Origin of the sequence: Streptomyces sp. NPDC092045 (genome assembly GCF_044756005.1) — a bacterium.
In the GTDB taxonomy this organism is placed as follows: Bacteria; Actinomycetota; Actinomycetes; order Streptomycetales; family Streptomycetaceae; genus Streptomyces.
Genome location: NZ_JBIVSC010000003.1, coordinates 313,009 through 339,151, shown reverse-complemented (window position 1 = coordinate 339,151; position 26,143 = coordinate 313,009). Strand labels below are relative to the sequence as shown.

Annotated in this window: 28 protein-coding genes; 16 read left to right on the top strand and 12 right to left on the bottom strand. The window is 74.0% G+C overall.

What is annotated here, in order from left to right:
- Window positions 1-184: 184 nt before the first annotated feature.
- Window positions 185-406, bottom strand: coding sequence for a DUF5133 domain-containing protein (locus tag ACIQKA_RS11640; protein ID WP_383431734.1), 222 nt, complete (start codon window positions 404-406; stop codon window positions 185-187).
- Window positions 407-571: 165 nt separating this feature from the next.
- Window positions 572-1,054 (bottom strand): SPW repeat protein, encoded by a 483-nt coding sequence (locus tag ACIQKA_RS11635; RefSeq protein ID WP_391094050.1) that lies wholly within the window; start codon window positions 1,052-1,054, stop codon window positions 572-574.
- 297 nt (window positions 1,055-1,351) lie between these two features.
- Between ACIQKA_RS11635 and ctaD the strand changes: the two genes are divergently transcribed.
- Both ctaD and ACIQKA_RS11625 read left to right on the top strand, forming a co-directional pair.
- Window positions 1,352-3,082 carry a cytochrome c oxidase subunit I gene (gene ctaD, locus ACIQKA_RS11630; protein ID WP_383153792.1) on the top strand — a complete coding sequence of 577 codons (1,731 nt, stop codon included), beginning with the start codon at window positions 1,352-1,354 and terminating at the stop codon, window positions 3,080-3,082.
- A gap of 98 nt (window positions 3,083-3,180) precedes the next feature.
- Window positions 3,181-3,513, top strand: a complete 333-nt coding sequence (locus tag ACIQKA_RS11625) for a hypothetical protein (RefSeq protein ID WP_402540766.1) — start codon at window positions 3,181-3,183, stop codon at window positions 3,511-3,513.
- Here the strand turns inward: ACIQKA_RS11625 and ACIQKA_RS11620 are convergent.
- Entirely contained in the window at window positions 3,487-3,936 is a 450-nt protein-coding gene (locus ACIQKA_RS11620; RefSeq protein WP_383153797.1) for a hypothetical protein, read from the bottom strand. The genes ACIQKA_RS11625 and ACIQKA_RS11620 overlap by 27 nt on opposite strands.
- 139 nt (window positions 3,937-4,075) lie before the next feature.
- Here ACIQKA_RS11620 and ACIQKA_RS11615 point away from each other — a divergent pair, with 139 nt between their 5' ends.
- Both ACIQKA_RS11615 and ACIQKA_RS11610 read left to right on the top strand, forming a co-directional pair.
- Window positions 4,076-4,909, top strand: a complete 834-nt coding sequence (locus ACIQKA_RS11615; protein ID WP_383431727.1) for an MBL fold metallo-hydrolase — start codon at window positions 4,076-4,078, stop codon at window positions 4,907-4,909.
- Between the two features lie 39 nt (window positions 4,910-4,948).
- A complete protein-coding gene (locus ACIQKA_RS11610; RefSeq protein WP_402540765.1) occupies window positions 4,949-5,134 on the top strand; it encodes a hypothetical protein in 186 nt (61 codons plus the stop codon).
- Between the two features lie 546 nt (window positions 5,135-5,680).
- Here the strand turns inward: ACIQKA_RS11610 and ACIQKA_RS11605 are convergent.
- From ACIQKA_RS11605 to rpmB, 4 genes are all read right to left on the bottom strand, one after another.
- A complete protein-coding gene (locus ACIQKA_RS11605) occupies window positions 5,681-6,331 on the bottom strand; it encodes a class I SAM-dependent methyltransferase (RefSeq protein ID WP_402540764.1) in 651 nt (216 codons plus the stop codon).
- 217 nt (window positions 6,332-6,548) lie between these two features.
- On the bottom strand, window positions 6,549-6,719 hold the full coding sequence (gene rpmF / locus ACIQKA_RS11600) for a 50S ribosomal protein L32 (protein WP_383153806.1): 171 nt from the start codon (window positions 6,717-6,719) through the stop codon (window positions 6,549-6,551).
- A gap of 190 nt (window positions 6,720-6,909) precedes the next feature.
- Window positions 6,910-7,215 carry a 30S ribosomal protein S14 gene (rpsN, locus tag ACIQKA_RS11595; protein ID WP_383153808.1) on the bottom strand — a complete coding sequence of 102 codons (306 nt, stop codon included), beginning with the start codon at window positions 7,213-7,215 and terminating at the stop codon, window positions 6,910-6,912.
- On the bottom strand, window positions 7,215-7,451 hold the full coding sequence (gene rpmB / locus ACIQKA_RS11590) for a 50S ribosomal protein L28 (RefSeq protein WP_390108181.1): 237 nt from the start codon (window positions 7,449-7,451) through the stop codon (window positions 7,215-7,217). The genes rpsN and rpmB overlap by 1 nt, the downstream gene beginning before the upstream one ends.
- A 77-nt stretch (window positions 7,452-7,528) precedes the next feature.
- On the opposite strand from rpmB, the gene rpmG reads away from it, so the two are divergent.
- The 4 genes from rpmG to rpsR are packed head-to-tail and all read left to right on the top strand — an operon-like array spanning window position 7,529 to window position 9,410.
- Window positions 7,529-7,693 carry a 50S ribosomal protein L33 gene (gene rpmG / locus ACIQKA_RS11585; protein ID WP_062750742.1) on the top strand — a complete coding sequence of 55 codons (165 nt, stop codon included), beginning with the start codon at window positions 7,529-7,531 and terminating at the stop codon, window positions 7,691-7,693.
- A 37-nt stretch (window positions 7,694-7,730) separates the two neighbouring features.
- On the top strand, window positions 7,731-7,976 hold the full coding sequence (locus ACIQKA_RS11580; RefSeq protein WP_402540762.1) for a type B 50S ribosomal protein L31: 246 nt from the start codon (window positions 7,731-7,733) through the stop codon (window positions 7,974-7,976).
- Entirely contained in the window at window positions 7,976-9,127 is a 1,152-nt protein-coding gene (locus ACIQKA_RS11575; protein ID WP_402540760.1) for a CobW family GTP-binding protein, read from the top strand. Before ACIQKA_RS11580 ends, ACIQKA_RS11575 begins: the two co-directional genes overlap by 1 nt.
- A gap of 46 nt (window positions 9,128-9,173) precedes the next feature.
- A complete protein-coding gene (gene rpsR / locus ACIQKA_RS11570; RefSeq protein WP_383153816.1) occupies window positions 9,174-9,410 on the top strand; it encodes a 30S ribosomal protein S18 in 237 nt (78 codons plus the stop codon).
- 11 nt (window positions 9,411-9,421) lie between these two features.
- On the opposite strand, the gene ACIQKA_RS11565 is transcribed toward rpsR, so the two are convergent.
- Window positions 9,422-9,985, bottom strand: a complete 564-nt coding sequence (locus tag ACIQKA_RS11565; RefSeq protein ID WP_383153898.1) for a TetR/AcrR family transcriptional regulator — start codon at window positions 9,983-9,985, stop codon at window positions 9,422-9,424.
- A 236-nt stretch (window positions 9,986-10,221) separates the two neighbouring features.
- Here ACIQKA_RS11565 and ACIQKA_RS11560 point away from each other — a divergent pair, with 236 nt between their 5' ends.
- From ACIQKA_RS11560 to ACIQKA_RS11550, 3 genes are all read left to right on the top strand, one after another.
- The gene (locus tag ACIQKA_RS11560; protein ID WP_402540759.1) at window positions 10,222-12,900 is read left to right on the top strand and encodes a beta-glucosidase; all 2,679 of its coding nucleotides are present in this window, start codon (window positions 10,222-10,224) and stop codon (window positions 12,898-12,900) included.
- A 75-nt stretch (window positions 12,901-12,975) separates the two neighbouring features.
- A complete protein-coding gene (locus tag ACIQKA_RS11555) occupies window positions 12,976-14,667 on the top strand; it encodes a protein kinase (RefSeq protein WP_402540757.1) in 1,692 nt (563 codons plus the stop codon).
- Window positions 14,652-15,266, top strand: coding sequence for a hypothetical protein (locus tag ACIQKA_RS11550; RefSeq protein ID WP_402540755.1), 615 nt, complete (start codon window positions 14,652-14,654; stop codon window positions 15,264-15,266). Before ACIQKA_RS11555 ends, ACIQKA_RS11550 begins: the two co-directional genes overlap by 16 nt.
- A gap of 283 nt (window positions 15,267-15,549) precedes the next feature.
- Here the strand turns inward: ACIQKA_RS11550 and ACIQKA_RS11545 are convergent, their stop codons facing one another.
- A complete protein-coding gene (locus ACIQKA_RS11545) occupies window positions 15,550-15,945 on the bottom strand; it encodes an NAD(P)H-dependent oxidoreductase (protein ID WP_402540753.1) in 396 nt (131 codons plus the stop codon).
- A gap of 89 nt (window positions 15,946-16,034) precedes the next feature.
- On the opposite strand from ACIQKA_RS11545, the gene ACIQKA_RS11540 reads away from it, so the two are divergent.
- The 5 genes from ACIQKA_RS11540 to ACIQKA_RS11520 all read left to right on the top strand — a co-directional run bounded on the left by ACIQKA_RS11540 (window position 16,035) and on the right by ACIQKA_RS11520 (window position 20,988).
- Window positions 16,035-16,490, top strand: coding sequence for a MarR family winged helix-turn-helix transcriptional regulator (locus ACIQKA_RS11540; protein WP_383431712.1), 456 nt, complete (start codon window positions 16,035-16,037; stop codon window positions 16,488-16,490).
- 127 nt (window positions 16,491-16,617) lie between these two features.
- On the top strand, window positions 16,618-16,959 hold the full coding sequence (locus ACIQKA_RS11535) for a GNAT family N-acetyltransferase (protein ID WP_383431710.1): 342 nt from the start codon (window positions 16,618-16,620) through the stop codon (window positions 16,957-16,959).
- 247 nt (window positions 16,960-17,206) lie between these two features.
- A complete protein-coding gene (locus tag ACIQKA_RS11530) occupies window positions 17,207-18,616 on the top strand; it encodes a family 2B encapsulin nanocompartment shell protein (RefSeq protein ID WP_402540752.1) in 1,410 nt (469 codons plus the stop codon).
- A gap of 230 nt (window positions 18,617-18,846) precedes the next feature.
- Window positions 18,847-20,100, top strand: a complete 1,254-nt coding sequence (locus ACIQKA_RS11525) for a family 2 encapsulin nanocompartment cargo protein terpene cyclase (RefSeq protein WP_402540751.1) — start codon at window positions 18,847-18,849, stop codon at window positions 20,098-20,100.
- A gap of 15 nt (window positions 20,101-20,115) precedes the next feature.
- Window positions 20,116-20,988 (top strand): geranyl diphosphate 2-C-methyltransferase, encoded by an 873-nt coding sequence (locus ACIQKA_RS11520; RefSeq protein ID WP_383431704.1) that lies wholly within the window; start codon window positions 20,116-20,118, stop codon window positions 20,986-20,988.
- An 87-nt stretch (window positions 20,989-21,075) separates the two neighbouring features.
- On the opposite strand, the gene meaB is transcribed toward ACIQKA_RS11520, so the two are convergent.
- The 3 genes from meaB to ACIQKA_RS11505 are packed head-to-tail and all read right to left on the bottom strand — an operon-like array spanning window position 21,076 to window position 26,053.
- On the bottom strand, window positions 21,076-22,071 hold the full coding sequence (gene meaB / locus ACIQKA_RS11515; RefSeq protein ID WP_383431703.1) for a methylmalonyl Co-A mutase-associated GTPase MeaB: 996 nt from the start codon (window positions 22,069-22,071) through the stop codon (window positions 21,076-21,078).
- Window positions 22,068-24,242 carry a methylmalonyl-CoA mutase gene (scpA, locus tag ACIQKA_RS11510; RefSeq protein WP_383153838.1) on the bottom strand — a complete coding sequence of 725 codons (2,175 nt, stop codon included), beginning with the start codon at window positions 24,240-24,242 and terminating at the stop codon, window positions 22,068-22,070. Before scpA ends, meaB begins: the two co-directional genes overlap by 4 nt.
- Window positions 24,239-26,053, bottom strand: a complete 1,815-nt coding sequence (locus ACIQKA_RS11505; RefSeq protein ID WP_383153840.1) for a methylmalonyl-CoA mutase family protein — start codon at window positions 26,051-26,053, stop codon at window positions 24,239-24,241. Before ACIQKA_RS11505 ends, scpA begins: the two co-directional genes overlap by 4 nt.
- Between the last annotated feature and the right edge of the window lie 90 nt (window positions 26,054-26,143).

Sequence of the window (26,143 nt, the reverse complement as noted above, 5' to 3'; positions counted from 1 at the left end):
CCCCGCGCCCCGGGCGGCCGGCCCCCCCCCCCAAACAACCCCCCCCCCCCCCCCGGCCCCCGCCCCGCCCCCCCGCGCCCCCCCCCCCCCCCCCCGCCCCGGGGGGGGGCCCCCCCCGGGGGGGGCCCCCCCCCGCCCCTGTTGTCGGGGGAGCGGTGCCCGCGGCGCGGTGCGGCCGTCGCGGTCAGCCGACGAGTGCGAGGTCGATCTCGGAACGCGCGCGGGCCAGTTGGCGGCGGGAGGCGGTCAGGGCGGCGTCGATGTCACGTGCGCCGGTGGAGACGCACAGGGTGTAGGTGACGTCCTCGAGCTGTCGGCGCACCTCGGCCGAACCCTTCTCGTCGTACAGGGACCGCAGCGTCCCGTACTGCTCGACGAGGTTCTCCAGCACCAGGGGGTGGGCCATCAGCACCAGCCGTCTCCTTACTCCGAACGGGGGACATTCCGTTTCGCGCGTGTGCCCCGGACCGCACGGCGGAAACCGGGCGGTCCGGGGCTTCTCGGAGCCGTGGGACGTTCGCGTTCGGGCCGGTGGGTCCGGCGCCGGGGTCACGGTGGTCCGGTGACGGCGTCAGCGGTCGCCGGACGTTCCGCGGCGTCCGCGCGCGCCGGAGCCGCCGCGCGCGTCGTCGGAGTGGCCGCGGGCCGCGGACGCGGCGGCGAGGGCGAGGAGGGTGGCGACGGCGCCGGTGATGAGGTTGCTGGTGATGGAGCGGGTGTGGGCGACGTCCCCCGCGACGATCCAGGGAGCGACACATGTCCAGACGCCGATGGCGGCGGCGGCCCACGCCATGGAGTGGGTGCGTTCGTAGGAGTTGCCGAGGCCGCCGAGGAGCAGCGTGTAGGCGATGCCGGCGATGAGGTTGGTGACGGCGAGGGTGGTGAAGCCGTTGAAGCCGGCTATCCACGGGGACGCGGCGAGGTAGAGGCCGGTGACGAGTGCCAGGGCCTCGATCATCTGGGCGCGCGGGGTGGCGGCAGCGCGGTCGTGCCGGGCCCGCAGCTCCATCAGGTCGGGGTGTTCTTCGATGGGTGCGTGGTGGGTCGACGCCATGATGGCCTCCAGGAGGATGGTACTTACCCGCCCCTTACCCATAAAAAGTACATAAACCCACCCAATGGGTGATTCTTCCATTTCCCTGGGAGGTGTCGCCCGGCGGGGCGCGCGGAAGGCCGCTCTCGCGCCCGCCGTATGGGCGTTTCTCGCCCGCGACGCCTGAAAGGCGCAGGTCGCAGCCTGTGGGGTGAAAGGTTTTGAGCCGAGTGCCCGCATTTGTTCGTTTCGCCGAAAAAAGTGGTCTACGGTCGCCCTGCCCGCGTGCTTTCCTCTGATTCCTTCGCAGGAGTTCTCGTGACCGTCGCCACAGAGCCGCCCACCCTCGTACCCGTGAGAGGAAGAAGGGGTCGGGGGCGGATCGTCGTGGACTGGCTGACGACGACCGACCACAAGAAGATCGGGCACCTCTACCTGATCACGTCGTTCGTCTTCTTCCTGCTGGGAGGTCTGCTGGCGCTCGTGCTGCGGGCGGAGCTGGCGCGGCCGGGCCTGCAGATCGTCTCCCCCGAGCAGTACAACCAGGTGTTCACCCTGCACGGGACGGTGATGCTGCTGCTGTTCGCCACCCCCACCTTCGCCGGGTTCGCCAACGCGATCATGCCCCTGCAGATCGGCTCGCCCGACGTGGCCTTCCCACGGCTCAACATGTTCTCGTACTGGTTGTTCCTCTTCGGCGGTCTGATCGCCTTCGCGGGGATCTTCACCCCCCAGGGCACGGCGGACTTCGGATGGACCGCCTACACGCCGCTGAGCGGAGGGGAGCGCACGCCGTACGTCGGTGGCGACATGTGGATCATGGGCCTCGCGTTCGCCGGTTTCGGCACGATCCTGGGCGCGGTCAACTTCATCACCACGATCATCTGCATGCGGGCGCCGGGCATGACGATGTTCCGGATGCCGATCTTCACCTGGAACGTGCTGCTGACCTCGGTGCTCGTCCTGCTGGCCTTCCCCGTCCTGGCCGCGGCCCTGTTCGCCCTGGAGGCCGACCGCAAGTTCGGGGCGCACGTCTTCGACCCGGCCAACGGCGGGGCGCTGCTGTGGCAGCACCTGTTCTGGTTCTTCGGCCACCCGGAGGTCTACATCATCGCGCTGCCGTTCTTCGGCATCGTCAGCGAGATCCTGCCGGTCTTCTCCCGCAAACCGCTCTTCGGCTACATCGGCCTGGTCGCCGCGACCATCGCCATCGCGGGCCTCTCGGTGACGGTGTGGGCCCACCACATGTTCGCCACCGGCGCGGTCCTGCTGCCGTTCTTCTCCTTCATGACCTTCCTGATCGCGGTGCCGACCGGGGTGAAGTTCTTCAACTGGATCGGCACGATGTGGAAGGGCTCGCTCTCCTTCGAGACCCCCATGCTGTGGTCGATCGGGTTCCTCGTCACCTTCCTCTTCGGCGGCCTGACCGGGATCATCCTCGCCTCGCCGCCGATGGACTTCCACGTCACCGACAGCTACTTCGTCGTCGCCCACTTCCACTACGTCGTCTTCGGCACGGTCGTCTTCGCCACCTTCGCCGGCTTCTACTTCTGGTGGCCCAAGATGACCGGCACGATGCTCGACGAACGCCTGGGCAAGATCCACTTCTGGACCCTCTTCGTCGGCTTCCACGGCACGTTCCTGGTCCAGCACTGGCTGGGCGCCGAGGGCATGCCGCGCCGCTACGCCGACTACCTGGACGCCGACGGCTTCACCGCCCTGAACACGATCTCCTCCATCGGCGCGTTCCTGCTGGGGGCGTCCACCCTGCCGTTCTTCTACAACGTCTGGAAGACCGCCAAGACCGCCCCCCGCATCACCGTCGACGACCCGTGGGGCTTCGGCCGCTCCCTGGAATGGGCCACCTCCTGCCCCCCGCCCCGGCACAACTTCGTCACCCTCCCGCGCATCCGCTCCGAGTCCCCCGCCTTCGACCTCAACTATCCCGAGATCGCCGCCCTCGACCAGGGCAAGGGCGACAAGCGTGACGTCCTCGACGACTCCGGCGCCGCCACCCACGGCGGCCCCGACGCCGGCCGGAACGCGTGACCGCGCACGGCTTCGGGGAACCGCGAGCCTCCGTGAACCGGGCCGGCGACGGCGTTCGCGGTGCGGACACGGGTCGCCGCGCGAGACCGGACGCGCCAATGACGGAGGCTGCCGAGGGCATCGCCCGGCTGGAGGGATACCTGCTGGCGCGACAGGTCAGGACCGAGGCCACGGAGGCCGGCGCCGTCTTCGCCGACCGGTTCGCGTGGCTGGGGCCCCAGGAGCGCTCGGAGGTCGCCCGCGAGTTCGCGCGGGAACACCTCGCCGTGCGGCGCCGCATGCTCCGGGACGCCGTCGCGCGCGCGGACGAACTCCGCCACGAGTACGACGACCGCTACGGCCGCCTCCGCCGCCGACTGCTCGCCGTCGCGCTGGGCGCGACCGGCGCGACGGCGGTCGCGGTGTCACTCGCGGTGCGAATCGTCGGCTGATGCCTTCCGGCCCGCGCGGTCCGACCGCCAGACCGCCGCGGACACCAGACTCAGGACGACCAGGACGCTCCCGGCCACGACGCAGAGCATCAGGTCCGCCGTGTGGACGGCGGTGTTCTGGACGCCGAGGACGAACGGCGAGGCGATCAGCCACGCGCCCGCGAGGCCCACGACCGCGTCGGACAGCAGGCCTCCGCCGCGGTACAGGCGCATGCCCGCGGTGAAAGCGACCACGAGCCCCACCACCAGCTCGTTCACCTGGGCGTCCTTGGGCCCGTCCTGCGTGGCCATCGGGAACAGCAGCACCACGACGGCGGTCACCAGCATCAACAGGCCCAGGATCTGGTCGTGCGCCCCCCGGCGCAGCACGTGGGACCGGTCCGAAACGCGCGGGACCGCTCCCCGGTCGGCGTGGACCGCCATGGCGCTCATCTCCTCCGGTAGGGGTCACCCGCGACTACCCGGCGGCTCCGACCGCAATCTCCCGTAAGAGGGTATGGAAGGTGCGAACCGGGGCACGTGCACACAACGGGGACGTGAACGCACTCATGAGGAGGCCGGCATGGGCCCGTCCGGCTCGGACCGTCTCGAGATCGAGTTCATCGGCAACGCCACCCTCCTGCTGAGGTACGGAGGAACGACCCTGCTGACCGACCCCAACTTCCTGCGCGAAGGCCAGTACGCCTATCTGGGCAACGGCCTGGTGAGCCGGCGCCTGCGCGACCCGGCGCGCGAGGTCGACACGCTGCCCGCCCTGGACGCCGTCGTCCTCTCGCACCTGCACGGGGACCACTTCGACCGCGTCGCGCGGCGCGGCCTGGACTCCGGCCTCCCGTTCCTCACCACCCCCCACGCGGCTCGCCGGCTGAACACGCTGCACGGTTTCCGCCGGGCCCGCGGCCTCGAGACCTGGGAGGACCGGGTCCTGCGCAAGGAGGACACCCGGGTCCGGATCACCGCCCTGCCGGCCCGGCACGCCGGCCACCCCGTTCTGCGGCGGTTCCTCCCGCCCGTCATGGGCACGCTGCTGCAGTTCGGAGAGGTGGACGGGCCCGGCGGCGTCAACCTGTACCTCACCGGTGACACCCTGCTCTTCGAGGGGTTGAACGAGATCCCGCAGCGCTTCCCCGGCATCGACCTCGCGGTCCTCCACCTCGGCGGCACCACCCTGCCCGGCGGCATGCTCGTCACCATGGACGCCGAACAGGGGGTCGAACTCGCCCGCCGCGTGGACGCCGCCCGCGTCATGCCGGTGCACTACGAGGAGTACACCGTGATGAAGTCGCCCCTCTCCGCCTTCCTCGACGCCGCGCGCCGCGAAGGCCTGGGAGAACGCCTCGTGCACTGCCCGCCCGGCGCCACCACCGTGCTGACCGCACCGCACCCGGCCCCGTAGCCCCCGGCGCCGGAGACACCTCAACCCCTCGGAGGGGCCGTGCCGTACGCCGGGAACGACCACGTGGCCTGTCGCGACGGCCGCCCCGGGACCCGGAGGGGGCGGATCGAGGAGGTCCGTGACGAGGGCCCGCACGCCGTCTACCGGATCCGCAACGACGTGACCGACGAGATCCGGGTCGTCACGGAGGACCGGATCGTCTCCGGTCCGGGACGGAGCGGGTGAGGCGCCGGGGCGGTACGGAAGCCGTTCGGCGCTCCGTGCCGCCCCGGTCGCCGCCGGGATCACCGTCCGGGCCCGCGTCCCCCGCCACCGGGTCGTGCGGGGCGGAGGCGGCCCTGACGGGCCCGTGTCCGGCCGGCGGAGGCATGCCGCCGCACGGCCGGGACGAGCGAGGGCCGGTTCGACCGGGGCGCCGCCGCAGTGCGTCAGCCGCGCGCCCGCGCGCAGGTCCGCCGGGGAGAAGGCCGTGCCGGGCGGGCCGTCGGCGTACGGGCCCTTGGCGAGGACGGCATGTGCGGTCCCCGGCCGACAGGACGGCCTTGCGGACCGTGCCCCCCCGCCGTACCGGATCGAGCCGGCAGGCGCCGAGGACGAAGAGCAGCCCGGCGGCCACGACATGGACCCGCACCACCGCGTCGAGGAGGGGGCGGCGACCGGAAGGCCGCCGGTGCCCGCGACGGCTCGCCGACGGGTCCTCCCGGTCCGCGACGCGGGCCGTGGCGGGGTCGGCGGGGGCGCGGTCCACCGACGCCCGACGCCCGACGCCCGTCAGGCGTCCACCGCGCCGTGCCGGCGGCAGTGCAGGAACACGTGCGGCTCCGGACCGGCGTCCGGGTGGGCCGGGGTGAACAGCGCCTCCTCGCGCTCCAGCACGTCGAGACCGGCGGACGCGGCCACGGCGGCGAGGTCCGCCGCCGTGAAGCTGGTCACGCACACGGGCTGCCCCATGAAGACGGCCTCGACGCCCTCCACGTCCAGCGGCACGGTGGCCAGGACCAGGTGGCCGCCCGGCCGCAGCGCCCGGGCCAGCCGCCGCACCGTCTCCGTCTGCTCGTGCCGGTCCAGCTGGAGCAGGGAGAAGTACACGCAGACCGCGTCGAACGAGGCGTCGTCGAGCGGGAAGTCCCGGACGTCGGCGCACCGGAAGGAGGCGGCCGGCACCTGACGGGACGCCAGTTCCACCATGACGGGGGAGACGTCGACGCCCAGCACCTCGTGACCGGCGTCCGCGAGCGTCTCGGCGGTGGGCCGGCCCGTGCCGCTGCCCACGTCGAGGACCCGGCTGCCCGGCGCGAGCCGCCCGAGCAGCCGCTCCAGCGAGCGCCGGTGCGCCTCGGAACCGGCGAACGCCTTCTCGTACTCCGCTCCCAGCGCGTCGAACACGACTGCGGCGGGCGGGCGTTGCTGCTCGTCGGTCACGGGGGTCCCTCCGGTCGGGTGATCGGTGCGGTCGCATCGTTCCACCGGCGGGAAGCCGCTCACAAGGGCGCCACGGGACCCGGCCGGAGGAACCGGCGGGAGGGGCGGACCGACGGTCGCGCCGGGAGGGACCGGGCCGGACGGCGCCGTGGCTGCGACCACCGCCCGGCCCGGAGTCCCGGACCGCCGCTTCCGCCGGCGGTCGTACGGGGGGCGCTCAGCCCTCGGGACGGAGGAGCCCGCGCTCGTACGCCTTCACCAGGCGCTGGGGGACCCGGTGGACGGCGCCGTCGACCGTGACCGGCACGAGCTGCGTGACGCTCGCCTTCCACCGGGCGCGGCGGTGGCGGGTGTTGCTGCGGGACGTCTTGCGCTTGGGGACGGCCATTCCGGACTCCTGGAGCGAGGGGGCGGGTGTGCGGGAGCGAGATTAATTGAAAACGGCTTCCATTTTCAATTCAAGGCCCCGGGACCGCGCTCCGGGTCTCGCCCCGCCCCCGCCCGAACGTGCCGGCCCGCCCCCGCCCGGACGCGCCGGCCCGGCCGCGCGAGCGGTGCGGCCGGACCGGCGGCGGGGCCTACCAGGACGACTTGGTCACCCCGGGCAGGAAGCCCGCGTGCGCCTGCTGCCGGGTGCGCACGCGCGAGAGTCCGAACGCGCGCAGGTAGCCGCGGGGTCGCCCGTCCACGGCGTCGCGGTTGCGCACCCGGGTGGCGCTGGCGTCGCGCGGCTGCCGCCGCAGTTCGGCCTGCGCGGCCTCCCGTTCCGCCGGAGCGGTGGACGGGCGGCGGACGATCTCCTTGAGCTCGGCCCGCCGGGCGGCGTACCGCTCGACGACCTCCTTGCGCCGCTCGTTCCGCGCGATCTTGCTCTTCTTCGCCATCAGACCTGCCCTCCCCGCGCCCGGATCCGGGCCACGGCGGCCTCGACGCCGATCGCGTCCACGGTCCTGATCGCCCTGGCGCTCAGGGTGAGGCGGACGTGGCGCCCCTCACCGGCCAGCCAGTAGCGCTTGCGCTGGACGTTCGGGTCGAAGCGGCGCGGGGTGCGCCGGTGGGAGTGGGAGACGGAGTTGCCGAATCCCGGCTTGGCGCCGGTCAGTTGGCAGTGGGCGGACATGGGTGGTTCACCTCTCGGAAGCGGTTCTGGGATCGGGTGGTTTTCGATAATGAAAACCGTTGTCATATACTAGCCCCATGGCACGCAACGAACTCCGCCCGGTCGTCAAGCTCCGCTCCACCGCCGGCACCGGCTTCACCTACGTCACCCGCAAGAACCGCCGCAACGACCCCGACCGCATGGTGCTGCGCAAGTACGACCCCGTCGCCCGCCGGCACGTCGACTTCCGCGAAGAGCGCTGACCCCGTCCCGCACCCCCGCCACCGAAAGGCTCCCGCCATGAAGCCCGGCATCCACCCCGCCTACGGCCCCGTCGTCTTCCGCGACTCGGCCTCCGGCACCGCCTTCCTGACCAGGTCCACCATGACCAGCGACAAGACGATCGACTGGGAGGACGGCCGCACCCACCCGCTCGTCGACGTCGAGATCTCCTCGGCGAGCCACCCCTTCTACACCGGCACCGCCCGCGTCCTCGACACCGCCGGACGCGTGGAACGCTTCGAGCGCCGCTACGGAGCCCGCTGATGCCGTACGTCCGCGAACTCCCGGTCGTGATCGTCGCCGGGCTCCACGCCGAGGCCCGCAAGGAGGTCGTCGACCGCCTCCTGCGGGCCGTCCCGGGGAGCGTCGCGCTCCACCACGACCTCGCCTCGGCCCCCGAAGGCACCGTGCTCCGCCTCGTCCGGGGCGCCTCCGGGCCCGTCTCCCGGGGCGAGACGCCGCTGGTGAACGACTGCGCCTGCTGCGCGCTGCGCGAGGACCTCGTCCCCGAACTGGAACGCCTGGCGGACGACGGCCTCACCCGGCTCGCGGTGGTCGAGCTGTGGGACTCGGTCGAGCCGAAGGCCATGGCCGAGGTCATCGCCGGACACGGCGGGGACCGCCTGGCCGTGACGGGCGTGATCACCGCCGTGGACCCCGCGCTCGTCCTCCCGTACCTCGCCAACGGCGACGACCTCGCGGAGGCCGGGCTCGCCGCCGCCCCCACCGACCGGCGGACCGTCGGCGACACCTGGGCCCGCCAGCTGGAGTACGCCCCCGTCCTCGCCGTGGTCGACAGCGCCGAGGCGGGCGAGGAGGACCTCGCCCTCCTCGCCCAGCTGCACCCCACCGCCCGCCGCGTGCCGGCCGCCTCGGCCGACCTCGCCCGGGCCGCGTTCGCGGGCTTCGACGTCGAGGCCGCCGCGGCGGCCCAGCACCCCGCGTGCGCGCTCCTGCCCCAGGACGCGGACGAGGCCGGCGTGACCACCTTCGTCTGGCACCGCCGCCGCCCGTTCCACCCCGAGCGCCTCTACGAGGCACTGGAGGACCTGTGCTGCGCGGCGGCCCGCAGCCGCGGCCGGTTCTGGCTCGCCGACCGCCCGGACACGCTGCTCGCCTGGGACGCGGCGGGCGGGGCGCTGTGCGTGGAGAGCGCGGGCCCCTGGCTCGCCTCGCTGCCGGACGCGGCCTGGGAGACGGTCCCGCCCGTGCGCCGGGCCGCCGCCGCGCTCGACTGGCACGCCGAGCACGGCGACTGCTGCCAGCACCTCGTCTTCACCTCGCCCGGCCTCGACCGGGACGGCCTGGAACGGCTCCTCGACTCCTGCCTGCTGACCGACGCGGAGTACGCGTCGGGGCCGGAGTCCTGGAAGCGCCTGCCCGCGGCCTTCGCGCCGCTCCTCGACGCCGCCTGACCCCGCCGTACGACACGCACGACACGTCCACCGAAGGAGAAACCCCGTGGCCCGACGCCCCGACCCCCGCAAGCCCGCCAAGCCCCGGCCCAACCCGCTGGACGCGGCCGGGATCACGTACGTCGACTACAAGGACACCGGCCTGCTGCGCGGGTTCCTCTCCGACCGGGGCAAGATCCGCAGTCGCCGCGTCACCCGCGTGACCGCGCGGCAGCAGCGCGCCCTCGCCGCCGCGATCAAGAACGCCCGCGAGATGGCCCTCCTGCCGTACGCGAGCCGCTGACCGGACGTCGTTCAGCCCCCGGCGGGGAAGCGCTCCGGCGCGAGCGCGGTGAGCAGGGAGGTCAGGGCGAGCTCGGTCGACACGGCCATGTCGACCGAGTCGGGGGCCAGGAGCCACTGGACCTGGAGGCCGTCCATGACGGCGATGATCGCGTTCGCGGCCGGTTCGACGCGGGCGTCGTCGTCGGCGAGGCCCCCCGCCTCGCGCAGCGCGTCGGCCACGAAGGCGCGCAGCCCGGTGTAGCGGTCGCGGAAGTAGGCCTGCGCGGGGTGGTCGTCGGTGACGGACTCGGCCGAGAGCACCGCGTACAGGCGCACGATGCCCTCGCGCTCCGCGTTGCGGCGGGCGGTGTCGACGAGGTGGCGCAGGAACTCGGTCCCGCGCGGCCGGTCGGGGCCGAGCTGCTCGATGTCGGACTGGTCGCGGAACTCCAGGACGCTGGTGAGCAGTTGGGCCTTGGTCCGGAAGTAGTGAAGGACCCCGGCCTGGGTGAGCCCGGCGCGGTCGGCGATCTCCTGGATCGGCGCGTTGCGGTAGCCGCGGGCCGCGAACGTGTCCATCGCGATGTGCAGGATGTCCTGCCGGCGCCGCTTGGCCTCCGCGCTGCGGGGCGTGCGGGGCGGACGCTGCGTCTTGCCTGCCGGGTGGTTGCTCACGCGCGCCAGCATAGGTGGCCCCCGGAGCCGGGAGACCGGCTCCGGCGACGCCCCGGAAGGTTGTGGCACAGATCACTTACTGAGTACTTAGCGGGTGTGCTTTCATGTGGCCGTCATCACGACGACACGCCGTCGCCCCGGCCGGAGGGAACCCCATGTCTGCCCCGTCGCCCGCACCTCCCGCCCTCCCCGCCCGGCCGGAGGCGGCGGACGAGAGCCGGTGGACCGCGCTGATCGCCTCCCTGGACCTGGCGGCGAAGGTGCGGCTGCTGACCGGGGCGAGCCTCTGGGCGCTGCACGGGGAGCCGAGGCTCGGGCTCCACCCCGTGGTCACCTCGGACGGACCCCAGGGCGTACGGGGGACCGGCGAGGTGCCCGGCGGGACGGGCCTCCTCGCTCCGGCCCCGAGCGCCACCGGCGCCACCTGGGACGCCGGACTCGCCGAACGCCTCGGCCGCGTCTTCGCCGCCGAGGCCCGCCGGAAGGGCGTGCACGTCGTCCTGGCCCCGCTGGTCAACCTCCAGCGCACCCCGGTCGCCGGCCGCCACTTCGAGTGCCTCTCCGAGGACCCCCTCCTGTCCGGCGCGCTCGGCGCCGCGCTCGTGCGCGGCCTCCAGGACGAGGGCGTCGCCGCCTGCCTGAAGCACTTCGTCGCGAACGACTCCGAGACCGACCGGACCCGCTACCGCGCCAGGATCGACCCCCGCACGCTCCGCGAGGTCTACCTCGCCCCGTTCGAACGCGTCCTCGCCGAGGCCGGACCGTGGAGCGTGATGGGCGCGTACTCGGGACTCGACGACGGCACCGAGTCGGCGCCGGTCCTCGAACACCGGCGGATCCTCCGGGGCGTGCTGAAGGACGAGTGGGGTTACGACGGGGCGGTGATCAGCGACTGGGCCGCCACCCGCACGACCGCGCCCACCGCCGTCGCCGGCCTCGACCTGGTGATGCCGGGCCCCGACGGGCCGTGGGGCGACGCCCTCGTGGAGGCGGTCCGCCGGGGCGAGGTGGACGAGGCGGACGTCGACGACAAGGTCCTGCGGCTGATGCGGCTCGCCGCCCGCGTCGGCAGGCTGACCGAGCCCTGGACGCCCGGCGGGCAGCCCCCGCCGCCTCCGCCCGCGCCCGCGCCCGCACCGGTCGGCGAGGCGGACTTCGCCGCGCTGCGCGAGGTCCTCACCCGGGGCACCGTCCTGCTGCGCGACGACCGGGCCCTCCTGCCGCTGGACGCGGACCGGCTGAACCGCGTGGCGCTGATCGGACCGAACGCCGTCGAGCCGTACCTCCAGGGCGGCGGCAGCGCCCACGTCCCCGCCGTCCGCACGGTGGGGTACGCCGAGGGACTGCGGGCCGCCCTGCCGGAGGCGGTCGAACTGACCGTGCACCGGGGCGGATCGTCCCGGCGGCACGCCCCGTTCGTCGACCCCGCGCTCCTCACCGGGATGCGCGCCGCGTACCTGGACGCGAACGGCACCCCGCTGGGCGAGGAGGTCCGCCGCACCGGCGACTGGGGCGCCTTCGGCGTGCCCGACGGAACCGCCGACGTGGTCCTCACCGGCCGGATCACCCTCGCCGAACCGGGCGACCACCTCCTGGAGTTCGGCTGCGCCGGCCGCTTCACGGTCGCCCTCGACGGCGAGCCGGTCCACACCGGCGAGGACGACCGGGGCGTCGAACTGATCCTGGAGTCGAGCCACCACCACCCGGAGACCCGCCGCCACACCGTGCGGGTGGACGCCGGCCCGGTCGGCCTGGAGCTGAGGATCGACCTCCGGGTCGTCGACGCCGACGCCTACGGCCGCTTCGTCACCGCCCACGTGCGCCACCTGCCGCCCGGCCCGGACGCCGGGGACGAGATCGCCGAGGCCGTCGCGGCGGCCCGCGCCGCCGACGTCGCCGTGGTGGTCGTCGGGACCAACGAGGAGGTCGAGTCCGAGGGCTGGGACCGCCCCGACCTGGAGCTGACGCCCCAGCAGCACCGGCTCGTGCGCGCGGTGGCCGCCGCCAACCCCCGTACCGTGGTGGTGGTCAACGCCGGGGCCCCGGTCCTGCTGCCCTGGGCCGACGAGGTGCCCGCCCTGCTCTGGGGGTGGCTGCCCGGCCAGGAGGCGGGACACGCCCTCGCCGACGTCCTGCTCGGCCGCGCCGAACCCTCCGGGCGACTGCCCTGGACCCTGCCCGCCCGCGCCGAGGACGTCCCGGTCCCCGACGCCGTCCCCGCCGACGGCGTCCTCGACTACCGCGAGGGGCTCCACATCGGCCACCGCGGCTACGACCGCGCGGGCACCGCGCCTGCCTTCCCCTTCGGCCACGGACTCGGCTGGACCACCTGGTCCTACGACCGCGCCGAGCCCCTCGGGCCGCCCGCCCCCGCCGACCGCACCGCCCCCGCCGACCGCACGGCCTCCACCGGTAGTACCGCTCCCACCGGTCACGCCGCCCCCGCCGCCCCCGCCGGTCGCACCGCTCCCGCGGGCGGCGACGGCCCCCGGATCGCCGTGACCCTCACCAACACCGGCCCCCGGACCGGGCGGGAGGTCGTCCAGGCGTACCTGGAGGCCCCCGACGGCGCGCCCGGCGAACCCGTCCGGGTCCTGGCGGGGTTCGCCGTCGCCGAGGTGCCCGCGGGCGGCACCGCGACGGTCGTCCTGACCCTGCCCCGGCGGGTCTTCCAGTCCTGGGACGAGGAGCACCGGGACTGGCGCACGCCGGCCGGGCGCCGCCGACTGCGCGTCGGCCGCTCCAGCCGCGACCTGCGCCTGACGCTCGACCTGGACCCCGGCCTCGTCCCCGGTCTCGATCAGGACCCCGGCCTCGTCCCCGGCCTCCGCTGAACCCCGGGAACCGGCCGTGGCGGGAATCCGTCCCCGTGGAGGAGGGCGGCCGAGGTGCCGGGGAGGGGGGCGGGGATGAGCGCGTGGGTGGTCCCGGGATACACGGAGGCCCGGGAGCTGGGGGCGGGCGCCGGCGGCCGCGTGGTGCTGGCCGCGCACGACGCGACCGGCACGCCGGTGGCCGTGAAGTACCTGGGCGAGCGGCTCCGTTCGGACGAGGCGTTCGTCCACGGCTTCCGGGCCGAGGCCCGGCTGCTCGGCGCCCTGGACACCCCGTACGTCGTGGGGTTCTACGAGTACGTCGAGGCGCCCCGGGGCGCGGCCATCGTCATGGAGCTGGTGGACGGCGTCGCGCTCCGCGCCCTCCTCGCCCGGGAGGGCTCGACCGGCCCCGAGGCCGCGCTCGTGGTGCTCAAGGGCTCGCTCCTGGGCCTCGCCGCCGCGCACCGGGCGGGCGTCGTGCACCGCGACTACAAGCCCGAGAACGTCCTGGTCGCCGCCGACGGCTCGTCCAAGCTGGTCGACTTCGGGATCGCGACCGGACGCGACAGCAGACCCGGCGTCGCCGGGACGCCCGCCTACATGGCGCCCGAGCAGTGGAACGGCGCCCCCGCCTCCCCGGCGGCCGACGTCTACGCGGCGACCGCGACCTTCTTCGAGTGCCTGACCGGGCGCAAGCCCTTCACGGGCGAGAACTTCGCCGAACTCGCCCTCCAGCACCTGGAGGCGCCCGTCCCCGACGGACAGGCGCCGGAGCCGCTGCGCCCGCTCATCCGCCGCGGCCTCGCCAAGGCCCCGCACGAACGGCCGGAGAACGCCGCCGCGTTCGTCGGCGAACTGGAGTCGGTCGCCACAGCCGCGTACGGCCCGGACTGGGAGGAGCGGGGCCGGGGCCGCCTCGCGGCCCTCGCCGCCCTCCTCCCGCTGCTCTTCCCCTCCTCCGGCGGTACGGCCCAGGGCGCGACCGCGCTCGCCACGACCACCCTGCCCCGGCCGCCCGCGCCGCGCCCGCGGCGCCGGTTCCCCCGCGGGCTGCCCGCCGGGGCCGCCGCGCTCGTCCTGGCGCTGCTGCTCGCCCTCGCCGCGCGGGCCGGGGGAGAGGAGGCGGACGGCGACCGGGCCGCGCGGGCCTTCGCGACGACGGACACGGCGGCGGGCGCGCTCCCGCCGGACCCGAGCGCGTCGCCCTCACCCTCCCCGGAGCCCACGGCCACGCCGACGCCGGCGCCGACCGCTACACCGGCCACGACTACGACACCGACGCCCACTTCGATTTCGACTTCGGCGGATCCGGAGGCCTCCGCCTCCCCGACGGACGGCGCGCCGACCGGGACGCCCGCCTCCACCGCTCCGACCGCTCCGGCCACCCCGAGCGCTCCGGCCACGGAGCCCCCGTCGGCTCCGCCGACCACGCCGCCCACCACGCCCCCGACGACGCCGCCCGTCTCCGTGACGGCCGTCTCCGTCACGAGCCTGCGGCAGACCGGGACCGCGACCGCCGAGGCCACCGTCGAGATCACGACGGACGGCACGGGCCCGGTGACGCTCCTCGTCGAGTGGTTCACCGGCGACGAGAAGGGCTCGCCGGGCGCGCCGGACGGCTCCGAGACCTTCCGGCGCGCGGGGGACACCCGGTACGTCCTCACGCTCCCGCACGCCTTCCGGGGCGCCGGCTGCTACTGGGGAGCGCGCGCGAGCACCGACCCGGCCGCCGGGAACGGCGGTTCCCTCCAGCAGGTCTTCGTCCGACGGTGCGTGATCTCGTGAACGACGACGACTACAGCGCCACCGAGCTCGGCAGCCACTGGTTCGAGGGGCCGGAACCGGGCCCGGCGCCCGACCGGCGGGAGGGCGAGGTCCTGCGCTTCGGGCCGGGGGTGACCGCGGCCGCCGCCCGGCGCGCCGGGAACACCCCCACCGCGGTCCAGATCTGGCAGGGCACCCCGCCCGGCGCCCCGCCGCCGCGCCCGTCCCGCCCCCGGTGGCCGCGCCGCTACGCGCTCGCCGCGCTCGTCCTGATCGCCGTCCTGGCCTTCCTCGCCTGGCGCGAGTACGGCCCCCGGGTGGCGGTGCGGGACGTCGCGGTCGCCGCCGCCGGGCCGCTCGGCTGCGACGGCACGGCGGACGTCGTGGGCGTCGTGCGCACCGACGGCCGGCCCGGCACCCTGACGTACCACTGGGAGCGCAGCGACGGGACCCGGTCCGCGCCCCTGCGCGAGACGCTGCCCCGGGGGCAGCGGGAGGCCCGGCTCCACCTGCTCTGGACCTTCCACGGGCCCGGCGCCCACCGGGCCGTGGTCCGCCTGGTGATCACGTCGCCCGACGTCCGCGCGGCCGAGGGGGCCTTCACGTACCGCTGCGGGTGAGCGGGGCCCCGGGGGCGCGCCGGTTCCCCCGGGCGCGCGGGCCCCTCCGGTCCGGGGGCGAGGGCGGCGAACCGCCGCTCGGTGTCGTCGAGCAGCCGCCGGCGCTGCTCCGGGGTCCTCCCGGCGACGCGGTCGAAGTCGATCCACCGCAGGTTCCCGACGCCGATCTCGCCGAAGGTCCCCTTGAACAGGATCTTGGTCAGCGGGTCGCGGCACCACCAGCGGTAGGCCTTGTCCGGGGTGGTCATGACGGACAGGACGGTGACCCCGCCGAGGCGCGGCATCAGGTTGTGGAACGGGTTCCCCCGGCGCCGGGCCGTTCGGCGAACACCACGCCCTCGGCGAGCACCCGGTCGAGGAAGCCCTTGGTGGCCGCCGGCATCGCCTCCCACCACACCGGAAAGGCGAACACCAGGTGGTCGGCGGCCGGCAGGCGCCGCTGGTGGTCGTCCACCAGGGGGTCCACCACGGCGCCCTGCCGCCGGGCGACCGGGTCCTCCCGGGTCATCGCGGGCGAGAACCCGTCGGAGGCCAGGCCGGTCACGTCCACCTCGTGTCCGGCCGCGGTGGCGCCCCGGACGGCGGCCGCGGCGACGGCGGCGGCGAAGCCGCGCCGGTGCGGCACGTTCCCGGCCGAGGCGAGGGTGCGGGGGTGGTCGAGGACCAGCAGGACGCGCACGGGGACTTCCGGAGGACGAAGGACCGCTTCGATGGCAACGGTTGCTGTCGAAACGGTTGCCTGTCAAACGCATGGGCTACCCTGGCCCCATGGACAACCAGCCGCCGCTGCCCGACGACCTGGCCACGCTCTGGTACCTCACCCGCCGGGTCGCGGGACTGATGGACCGCAACGGAGAGACGCTGTTCCAGCGGGAGTTGGGCATCTCCCTGGCACAGTTCATGGTGCTCTCCGTCGTCGACGCGCACCCCGGGACGCTCAACCAGCAGCAGGTCGCCGACCGGCTCGGCCTGACCAAGGGCACCGTCAGCCGCCAGATCGACCACGCGGTCTCCGCCGGACTCGTCGAGGTCCGGCCGTCCCCGCACAGCCGCCGCGAGAACGCCGTCGGCCTCACCCCGGCCGGCACCGACCTGGTGCGGCGCGGCGACGCGGCGTTCGACCGGGAGCGCGAGGGGCTCCTGCCGCTCGTCGACCCCGACGACCTGCGCGCCGCCCTCCGCGTCCTCGCGCGCGTGAACGACGCCCTCGGCGCGTACCGCTGAGGCCCGGTCACGGACCCGCGGATATCGTCGGGCGCACGGGGCGCGGACGACCGCCGGCCCCGTGGGGCACGGGCGACCGGTTCCGGCCGCCTCCCCCCTCTCCTCCCGTCACCCGAAAGGCACCCCCATGACCCAGCAGGCAGCCGCTCCCGAGGTGCGCCGCGTGGACGACCGGCACCGCTACGAGATCCTCGTCGACGGCGAGCGCGCCGGCCTGACGGCCTACCGCGACCGCGACGACCGGCGGGTCTTCTTCCACACCGAGGTCGACGAGGCTTACGCCGGACAGGGCCTGGCCGGGATCCTCGTTGAACGGGCCCTCGCCGACGTGCGCGCCTCCGGCCTGCGCGTCGTCCCCGTCTGCCCGTACGTGGCGAAGTTCCTGAAGAAGCACGAGGAGTTCGCCGACATCGCCGACCCGGTGACCCCCGAGGTCCTCCAGTGGCTGGACGCGCGATTGGGGCGTTGACCCCGGCCGTTGGCCGACACGCGAACGGATGGCTCGAAAACCTATGTTCGGGCGGGTAAACCCTGTTCGGACCAAGATCACTGCATGGAGGTAAAGAGCCCCTTTCGAAGGGGCGAGCCGGGTGCGACGGCCGTTACTGTTCCCCGGGATCCGGGCGGATTGCCGGATCTTCGCACCCTGTTTCTCCTTTCGGCGGTGTGGCGCGCCCAGGCGCCGATCACCGCCTTCGCGGAAGAGAGCTCGCCCGATGACCGTTGACGACCGCCCGGACGTACGGCTCCAGCCGTCCCGGCAGTCCAGTCTGAGCACCGAGGCCGCCCGCAAGCTCGCCCACACGGCCAAGTCCGCCCCGCAGATGCAGGAGATCACCTCCCGCTGGCTGCTGCGGATGCTCCCCTGGGTGGACACCAAGGGCGGCGCCTACCGGGTGAACCGCCGGCTCAGCCACACCGTCGGCGACGGGCGCGTCGAGTTCGTCCAGGACGGCTCCCGCGTCCGGGTCGTTCCCCGCGAGCTCGGCGAACTCGCCCTGCTGCGGGGCTTCGACGACGAGGAGGTGCTGACCGCGCTCGCCGCCCGCTGCGTCCAGCGCGACTTCCGCGCCGGAGAGGTGCTGGTCCGGCGCGGCGAGCCCGCCGAGGGCATCCACCTGATCGCCCACGGCCGGATCAACCAGACCTCCCCCGGCAAGTACGGCGGCGAGGACGCCGTCGCCGTCCTCGCCGACGGCGACCACTTCGGCGAGGGCGCGCTCCTCGACGCCGACGCCGGCTGGGACCGCACCGCCACCGCCGAGACCTCCGGCACCCTGCTCACCCTCTCCCGCGCCGACTTCGCCGCCGTACTGGCCTCGGCACCCGGCCTCCAGGACCACGTGCGGGAGTTCGGCTCCCGGGCCGGCCGGCCGCGGAACAAGTACGGCGAGGCCGTGATCCCGATGTCGTCCGGCCACACGGGCGAGGTCGCGCTGCCGGGCGCCTTCGTCGACTACGAGCTCGCGCCCCGCGAGTACGAACTCTCCGTCGCCCAGACCGTCCTCAAGGTCCACACCCGCGTCGCCGACCTCTACAACGGCCCGATGAACCAGACGGAGGAACAGCTCCGGCTCACCGTCGAGGCGCTGCGCGAGCGCCAGGAGCACGAGCTGATCAACAACCGGGAGTTCGGCCTGCTCCACAACGCCGACTTCAAGCAGCGGATCCAGCCGCACTCCGGCCCGCCCACCCCGGACGACCTCGACGAGCTGCTCTGCCGCCGCCGGGGCACCAAGCTCTTCCTCGCCCACCCCCGGACGATCGCGGCGATCGGGCGCGAACTCAACGCCCGGCGGATCTACCCGGACCACGTCGACCTCGACGGCCAGCGGGTCCAGACCTGGCGCGGGGTCCCGATCCTGCCCTGCGACAAGATCCCCATCAGCCCGGAGAACACCAGCTCGATCCTCGCCATGCGCCTCGGCGAGGACAACCAGGGCGTCGTCGGCCTGCGGCAGACCGGCCTGGCGGAGGAGTACGAACCGGGCGTCTCGGTCCGCTTCATGGGCGTCGACGAGAAGTCGATCATCTCCTACCTGGTCACCACCTACTACTCCGCCGCCGTCCTGGTGCCCAACGCGCTCGGCGTCCTGGAGAACGTGGAGATCGCGCGCAGGCGCTAGGGGGTGTCGCGCCGATCGGGCCGGATCGGAGAGCGGCACCCTACCCCGCGAGCCCGGCACGATCGGCGAGACACCTCCGGGGACGCGCCCGGCGGACCACGGCCGGCGCAGCCCGTCCAGCACCACAGCCCGTTCGCCCCGTACACACCGTTCAGCACGGCCCGGAGTCCCCGGGCCGGGCGGGCGGACCCGGAACCGGGTCGCCCGCCCACCCCTCCAAGGAGCCACGGATGCCCGAACCCGGGCCTTCCCCCCTGCGGTCGGGCCTGCCCACCGCCGCCTCCCACGCCCTCACCCCGCCGGCCGCCCCGGCCGCGCCCGTCCTGCCCGCCGTCCCCGACGGCGCCCCGCCCCTTCGGGAAGGCGTTCCCGGAGCGCCGCCCCGACCCGTCCTCGAACGGATCCTGCGCGGCCCCAGCGGTCTGGGCACGGCGGGCCTCTCCCTGGTCCCGCGCGCGGAGCCCCCCGCACCGGAAAGGCCGACGGCACCGGTCGATCCGGCGGAGGGCCGGCCGATCCCCGGCCTCTACTTCCACCCGGTGCCGGAGCCCGACCCCGCCCGCGTGGCGGAGGTCAGCCGCCGCGTCAAGGAGTGGGCGGTGGACGAGGTCGACCTGTTCCCCGAGGACTGGGAGGGGGAGTTCGACGGCTTCCTGGTCGGCCGCTACATGGTCGCCTGCCACCCCGACGCCCCGACCGTCGACCACCTGATGGTCGCCACCCGCCTGATGGTCGCCGAGAACGCGGTCGACGACTGCTACTGCGAGGACCACGGCGGCTCGCCCGTCGGCCTCGGCGGACGCCTCCTCCTCGCCCACACCGCCCTCGACCCGCTGCACACGACGTCGGCCTACCAGCCGCAGTGGGCGGAGTCGCTGCGCGCGGACGCCCCCCGGCGCGCGTACCGCTCCGCCATGGAGTACTTCGTCCGGCAGGCCACACCCTCCCAGGCCGACCGGTACCGGCACGACATGGCCCGGCTGCACCTGGGCTACCTCGCCGAGGCCGCCTGGGCCGAGACGGACCACCTGCCGGAGGTGTGGGAGTACCTCGCGATGCGGCAGTTCAACAACTTCCGCCCCTGCCCCACCATCACCGACACCGTCGGCGGCTACGAACTCCCCGCCGACCTGCACGCCCGGCCGGACATGCAGCGGGTCCTCGCACTCGCCGGCAACGCCAGCACCATCGTCAACGACCTGTACTCGTACACCAAGGAACTGGCGACCCCCGGCCGCCACCTGAACCTGCCCGTGGTGCTCGCCGCACGCGAATCCCTCTCCGAGAAGGACGCCTACCTGAAGGCGGTCGAGGTCCACAACGACCTCATGCGCGACTTCGAGTCCGAGGCCGCCGCCCTGGCCGCGGCCTGCCCCGTCCCGAGCGTGCTGCGCTTCCTGCGCGGCGTGGCCGTGTGGGTCGACGGCAACCACCACTGGCACCGGACCAACACCTACCGCTACAGCCTGCCCGACTTCTGGTAAGAAACGGAAACCTCAGTGACCAGCACCGACACGACCACCGCCGCGTTCGTCCCCGGCCCCGCCACCCCCTACCAGGGCGACATCGCGCGCTACTGGAACGCCGAGGCGCGGCCCGTGAACCTGCGCCTCGGCGACGTCGACGGGCTCTACCACCATCACTACGGCGTCGGAGCCGTCGACCACGCCGCCCTCGGCGACCCGGGGGACGGCGCGTACGAGAAGAAGCTCGTCGCCGAGCTGCACCGCCTGGAGTCGGCGCAGACCGACGTCCTCCTCGACCACCTCGGGGACATCGGGCGCGAGGACACGCTCGTCGACGCCGGCTGCGGCCGGGGCGGTTCGAGCGTCATGGCCCACCAGCGCTTCGGCTGCAAGGTCGAGGGCGTCACCCTCTCCTCCACGCAGGCCGAGTTCGGCAACCGGCGCGCGAAGGAGCTGGGCATCGACGACCACGTCCGCGCCCGCGTCTGCAACATGCTCGACACCCCCTTCGAGAAGGGCTCCGTCGCCGCCTCGTGGAACAACGAGTCGAGCATGTACGTCGACCTGGACGACCTCTTCGCCGAGCACGCCCGGTTCCTGAAGGTCGGCGGCCGGTACGTCACCGTCACCGGCTGCTGGAACCCGAAGTACGGCCAGCCGTCCAAGTGGGTGTCGCAGATCAACGCGCACTTCGAGTGCAACATCCACTCCCGCCGCGAGTACCTGCGCGCGATGGCCGACAACCGGCTCGTCCCGCAGGCCGTCGTCGACCTGACTCCGGAGACCCTGCCCTACTGGGAGCTGCGGGCCACGTCGTCGCTGGTCACCGGCATCGAGGAGGCGTTCATCGAGTCGTACAGGGACGGCTCCTTCCAGTACGTCCTGATCGCGGCCGACCGGGTCTGAGCGCGGTCGCACCGGAAGAACCCGCCGGGGGCGGCGGGACCGACCTCCTACGGTCCCGCCACCCCCGGCGTCAGCCGTTCTCCGGCGTCAGTCGCCGACGCGACCGGGGCCGTCGCCGAACGCCCCCAGGACGCGCTCGGCGGCCAGCGTCGCCGTCAACTCGCCGTTCCTGACCTGCCGTTCGAGCAGGGGGGCGAGCTCCTGGACCGCCGGATTCGTGCGCAGCCGGTCGAGGAGCTCCTCGCGGACCATGGTCCAGGTCCAGTCGACCTGCTGGTCCTGGCGCTTGGCCGTGAGCCGGCCGGTGGAGTCGAGCAGGGCGCGGTGCCGTTCCAGGCGGCCCCACACCTCGTCGAGGCCCGAGGACTCCCGGGCACTGCAACTGAGCACCGGCGGCGTCCAGAACGCGTCGGCGCCGTGCATCAGCCGCAGCGCGCCCGCCAGTTCGCGCGCGGCGGCCCGCGCGTCGCGCTCGTGCGGGCCGTCCGCCTTGTTGACGGCGACCACGTCGGCCAGTTCCAGGACGCCCTTCTTGATGCCCTGGAGCTGGTCGCCGGTGCGGGCCAGGGTGAGCAGCAGGAAGGAGTCGACCATGTTGGCGACGGCCGTCTCCGACTGCCCGACGCCCACCGTCTCCACCAGGACCACGTCGTACCCCGCCGCCTCCATGACGACGATCGACTCCCGGGTCGCCTTCGCGACCCCGCCGAGCGTGCCGGCGGTGGGGGAGGGGCGGACGAAGGCCGCCGGGTCGACGGCGAGCCGCTCCATCCGCGTCTTGTCGCCGAGGATGGAGCCGCCCGTGCGGCTCGACGACGGGTCGACGGCGAGGACCGCCACCCGGTGGCCGAGCCCGGTCAGCATCGTCCCGAACGCGTCGATGAAGGTCGACTTGCCCACCCCGGGCACCCCGCTGATGCCGATCCGCACCGCCCGGCCGCTGTGCGGCAGCAGTTCGGTGAGGAGCTCCTGGGCGAGGGCCCGGTGCTGGGGCCGGGTGGACTCGACGAGGGTGATCGCCCGGGCGATCAGCGCGCGCTTCCCGTCGAGCACCCCCTTCACGTACGTGTCGAGTCCGATCACAGGTCGTGCCCGAGGCCGGCGGCGAGGCGCGTCACCAGGTCGTGGGCCGCGTCCGGGATGACGGTGCCGGGCGGGAAGACCGCCGCCGCGCCCATCTCCAGGAGCGTCGCCACGTCCTGCGGGGGAATCACCCCGCCGACCACGATCATGATGTCCTCGCGGCCCTCCGCCGCCAGCTCCTCCCGGAGCGCCGGCACGAGGGTCAGGTGACCCGCGGCCAGCGAGGAGACCCCGACGATGTGCACGTCCGCCTCGACGGCCTGACGGGCGACCTCGGCCGGGGTCTGGAACAGCGGGCCGACGTCCACGTCGAAGCCCAGGTCGGCGAAGGCCGTGGCGATCACCTTCTGGCCGCGGTCGTGCCCGTCCTGGCCCATCTTGGCGACCAGGATGCGCGGACGCCGTCCCTCGGCCTCGCCGAAGGCGTCCACCAGGGTCCGGGTGCGCTCCACGGAGGGCGACTCCCCTGCCTCGTTGCGGTACACACCGGAGATGGTACGGATCTGGCCCGCGTGGCGCCCGTACACCTTCTCCAGGGCGTCCGAGATCTCGCCGACGGTGGCCTTGGCGCGGGCCGCGTCCACCGCCAGTTCGAGGAGGTTGCCCCCGCCGCCCGCCGCGCGGGTGAGCGCGTCGAGCGCGTCCCGGCAGGCGGTCTCGTCCCGCTCCTCGCGCAGCCGCCGCAGCTTGGCGATCTGCTGGGCGCGCACCGAGGAGTTGTCGACCTTGAGCACGTCGATCTGCTCGTCGGTCTCCACCCGGTACTTGTTGACGCCGATCACCGGCTGCCGGCCGGAGTCGATCCGGGCCTGGGTGCGGGCCGCGGCCTCCTCCACGCGCAGCTTGGGGATGCCCGCGTCGATGGCCTTCGCCATGCCGCCGGCGCCCTCGACCTCCTGGATGTGCTGCCAGGCGCGGCGCGCGAGGTCGTAGGTCAGCCGCTCGACGTACGCGCTGCCGCCCCACGGGTCGATGGTCCGGCAGGTGCCCGACTCCTGCTGGAGGAGGAGCTGGGTGTTGCGGGCGATGCGGGCGGAGAAGTCGGTCGGCAGGGCGAGGGCCTCGTCGAGCGCGTTGGTGTGCAGCGACTGGGTGTGGCCCTGGGTCGCCGCCATCGCCTCCACGCAGGTGCGGGTGACGTTGTTGAACACGTCCTGCGCGGTCAGGGACCAGCCCGAGGTCTGCGAATGCGTCCGCAGGGAGAGCGACTTGGTGTTCTTCGGGTCGAACTGCCTGACCAGCTTGGCCCACAGGAGGCGGGCCGCGCGCAGCTTGGCGACCTCCATGAAGAAGTTCATGCCGATCGCCCAGAAGAACGACAGGCGCGGTGCGAACGCGTCCACGTCGAGCCCGGCCTCGCGGCCCGCGCGGATGTACTCGACGCCGTCCGCGAGCGTGTACGCCAGCTCCAGGTCGGCCGTCGCGCCGGCCTCCTGGATGTGGTAACCCGAGATGGAGATCGAGTTGTAGCGCGGCATCCGCTGCGAGGTGTAGGCGAAGATGTCGGAGATGATCCGCATCGAGGGGCCGGGCGGATAGATGTACGTGTTGCGGACCATGAACTCCTTGAGGATGTCGTTCTGGATGGTCCCGGCCAGCTTCTCGGGCGGTACGCCCTGCTCCTCGGCGGCCACGATGTAGAGCGCGAGGACCGGAAGGACCGCGCCGTTCATCGTCATCGACACCGTCATGCGGTCCAGCGGGATGCCGTCGAACAGCTGGCGCATGTCGTAGATCGAGTCGATGGCGACGCCCGCCATGCCGACGTCGCCGGTGACGCGCGGGTGGTCGCTGTCGTAGCCGCGGTGGGTCGGCAGGTCGAAGGCGACCGACAGGCCCTTCTGGCCGGCCGCCAGGTTGCGCCGGTAGAAGGCGTTGGACTCCTCGGCGGTGGAGAAGCCGGCGTACTGCCGGATCGTCCAGGGCTGGTTGACGTACATCGTCGGGTACGGGCCGCGCAGGTACGGCGCCATGCCCGGGCGGGTGTCCAGGAAGTCGAGGCCCTCCAGGTCGTGCCCGGTGTACAGCGGCTTGACGCCGATGCCCTCCGGGGTCTCCCAGAGCAGGTCGTCGCCGCCCGCGGCCTTCTTGACGGCCGCGCGCCACTCGTCGGAGCCGGCGCCGCGGGCGGGGGACCCGAGTTCGATCCCGGAGAAGTCGGGGACGGTCATCGGGACACTCCCATGCGGTCGAGGGCGGTGGTGAGCAGGGCGACGGCGTCACAGCCCGCGAAGAGGTACGTGTCGACGCCGGAGTACCGCCCCGGGCGGCCGGCGAGGAGGACGTGCTCCGCCCCCGCCGCGCGCAGCCCGGCCGCGGTCTCCTCCGCCCGCTCCTCGTACAGCGCGTCGCTGGAGCAGAGGCAGGCCTCGCGGGCGCCGCTCTCCTCGAACGTGCCCTCGGTGACCGGCTCGATGCCGCCCGCCTGGAAGAGGTTGGCGGCGAACGTCAGGCGGGCCGAGTGCGCGGCCGCCGGGCCGAGCGCGGCCAGGTAGACCTTCGGCCGGGCGCCGGTCGCCGCGAGGTGGGCGTCGGAGCGGGCGCGCAGCGCCTCGTACGCCTCGTCGCGGCGGACGCGGGGCAGGCCGCCGGAGGGCGGCTCGGGCGCGGGCGCGCGCTCGACGGGCTTCTCCGCGAGGTGCGGGAACTCGCTGACGCCGGTGATCGGTTCGCGGCGGGTGGCGAGCTTCCTGCTCCGGGCCGCCCAGGTCTCGGCCAGGCGCTCGCCGGTGAAGCCGGAGCGCAGCGCGGCCTCCTGGCCGCCCTCCCGCTCGATCGCGCGGAAGAACTCCCAGCCCGCGTGGGCCAGCTCGTCGGTGAGCCGCTCCACGTACCAGGAGCCGCCGGCCGGGTCGATGACCCGGGCGAGGTGGGACTCCTCGATGAGGACGGTGGAGGTGTTGCGGGCGATGCGGCGGGCGAACGCGTCCGGCAGGCCGAGCGCGTCGTCGAAGGGCAGCACGGTGACGCTCTCCGCGCCGCCGACCCCGGCGGCGAGCGTGGCGATCGTGGTCCGCAGCATGTTCACCCACGGGTCGCGGCGCGTCATCATCACCGGCGAGGTCACCGCGTGCTGGCGCTGCGCGCCCGCCTCCGGGGCGCCGGAGACCTCGGCCACCCGGGCCCAGAGCCGGCGCGCCGCGCGGAACTTGGCGATCGTCAGGAACTGGTCGGCGGTGGCCGCGTAGCGGAACTCGATCTGCCCGAGTGCCTCCGCGACGCTCAGGCCCGCGCCGGTGAGTCCGCGCAGGTAGGCCACGCCCGTCGCGAGCGAACAGCCCAGCTCCTGTGCGGCCGAGCCGCCGGCCTCGTGGTACGGCAGGGCGTCCACGGTCAGGGCCCGCAGGCCCGGGTACCCGTCGGCGCAGCGGCGCGCGAGGCCGGCGACGGACGCGAGGTCGTAGGAGGGGCGGCCGGTGCGGGCCTCGTGGCCCAGCGGGTCCGCGCCCAGGTTGCCCCGGGCCGCCTCCGGGGCGACGCCCCGCTCCTCGTACAGGCGGAAGAGGCGCTCGGCGGCGGCCGTCGTCTCGTCGCCGGCGTCGAGGACGACGGGCGCGAGGTCGAGGTAGACGCCGTCGAGGGTCGCGGCGAGGGAGTCGACCGGGACGGCCGTGCCGCCGACGCCCAGCCACAGGGAGGTGACGCCGTTCTCCAGGTCGGAGAGGACCGCGGCGTTGTCGGGCGCCAGGTGCCGCTGGCGCACGTCCCAGCCGCCGGCGGTGTTGCCCTCGGCCCGGCCGCCGCGCACGAAGGGCGCGAAGCCGGGCAGACCGGGGTCGGGCGCCGCGTCGCGCGCGGTGTACAGCGGGCGCGTGTCGAGGCCGTCCTCCAGCAGGGTGGACAGGGCGTCCTCGGCTTCGGCGCCGGAGACCTCCTTGCCCGATTTGCGCAGGACGCCCGCCACGAGGTTGTGCCACTGCTCATGTGGCGCGTCTGGGAATTCGGACGCCAGGGAGAGCCCGTCGTCAGGCAGGACCGTCATGCTCGGATGCTAGGGGAGATCGCTAAAGGATCAGGAGAGCGCGCCACTGTGACCTTCTTCTCTTCGCCACGATGAGTTAGGTTAGGCTTG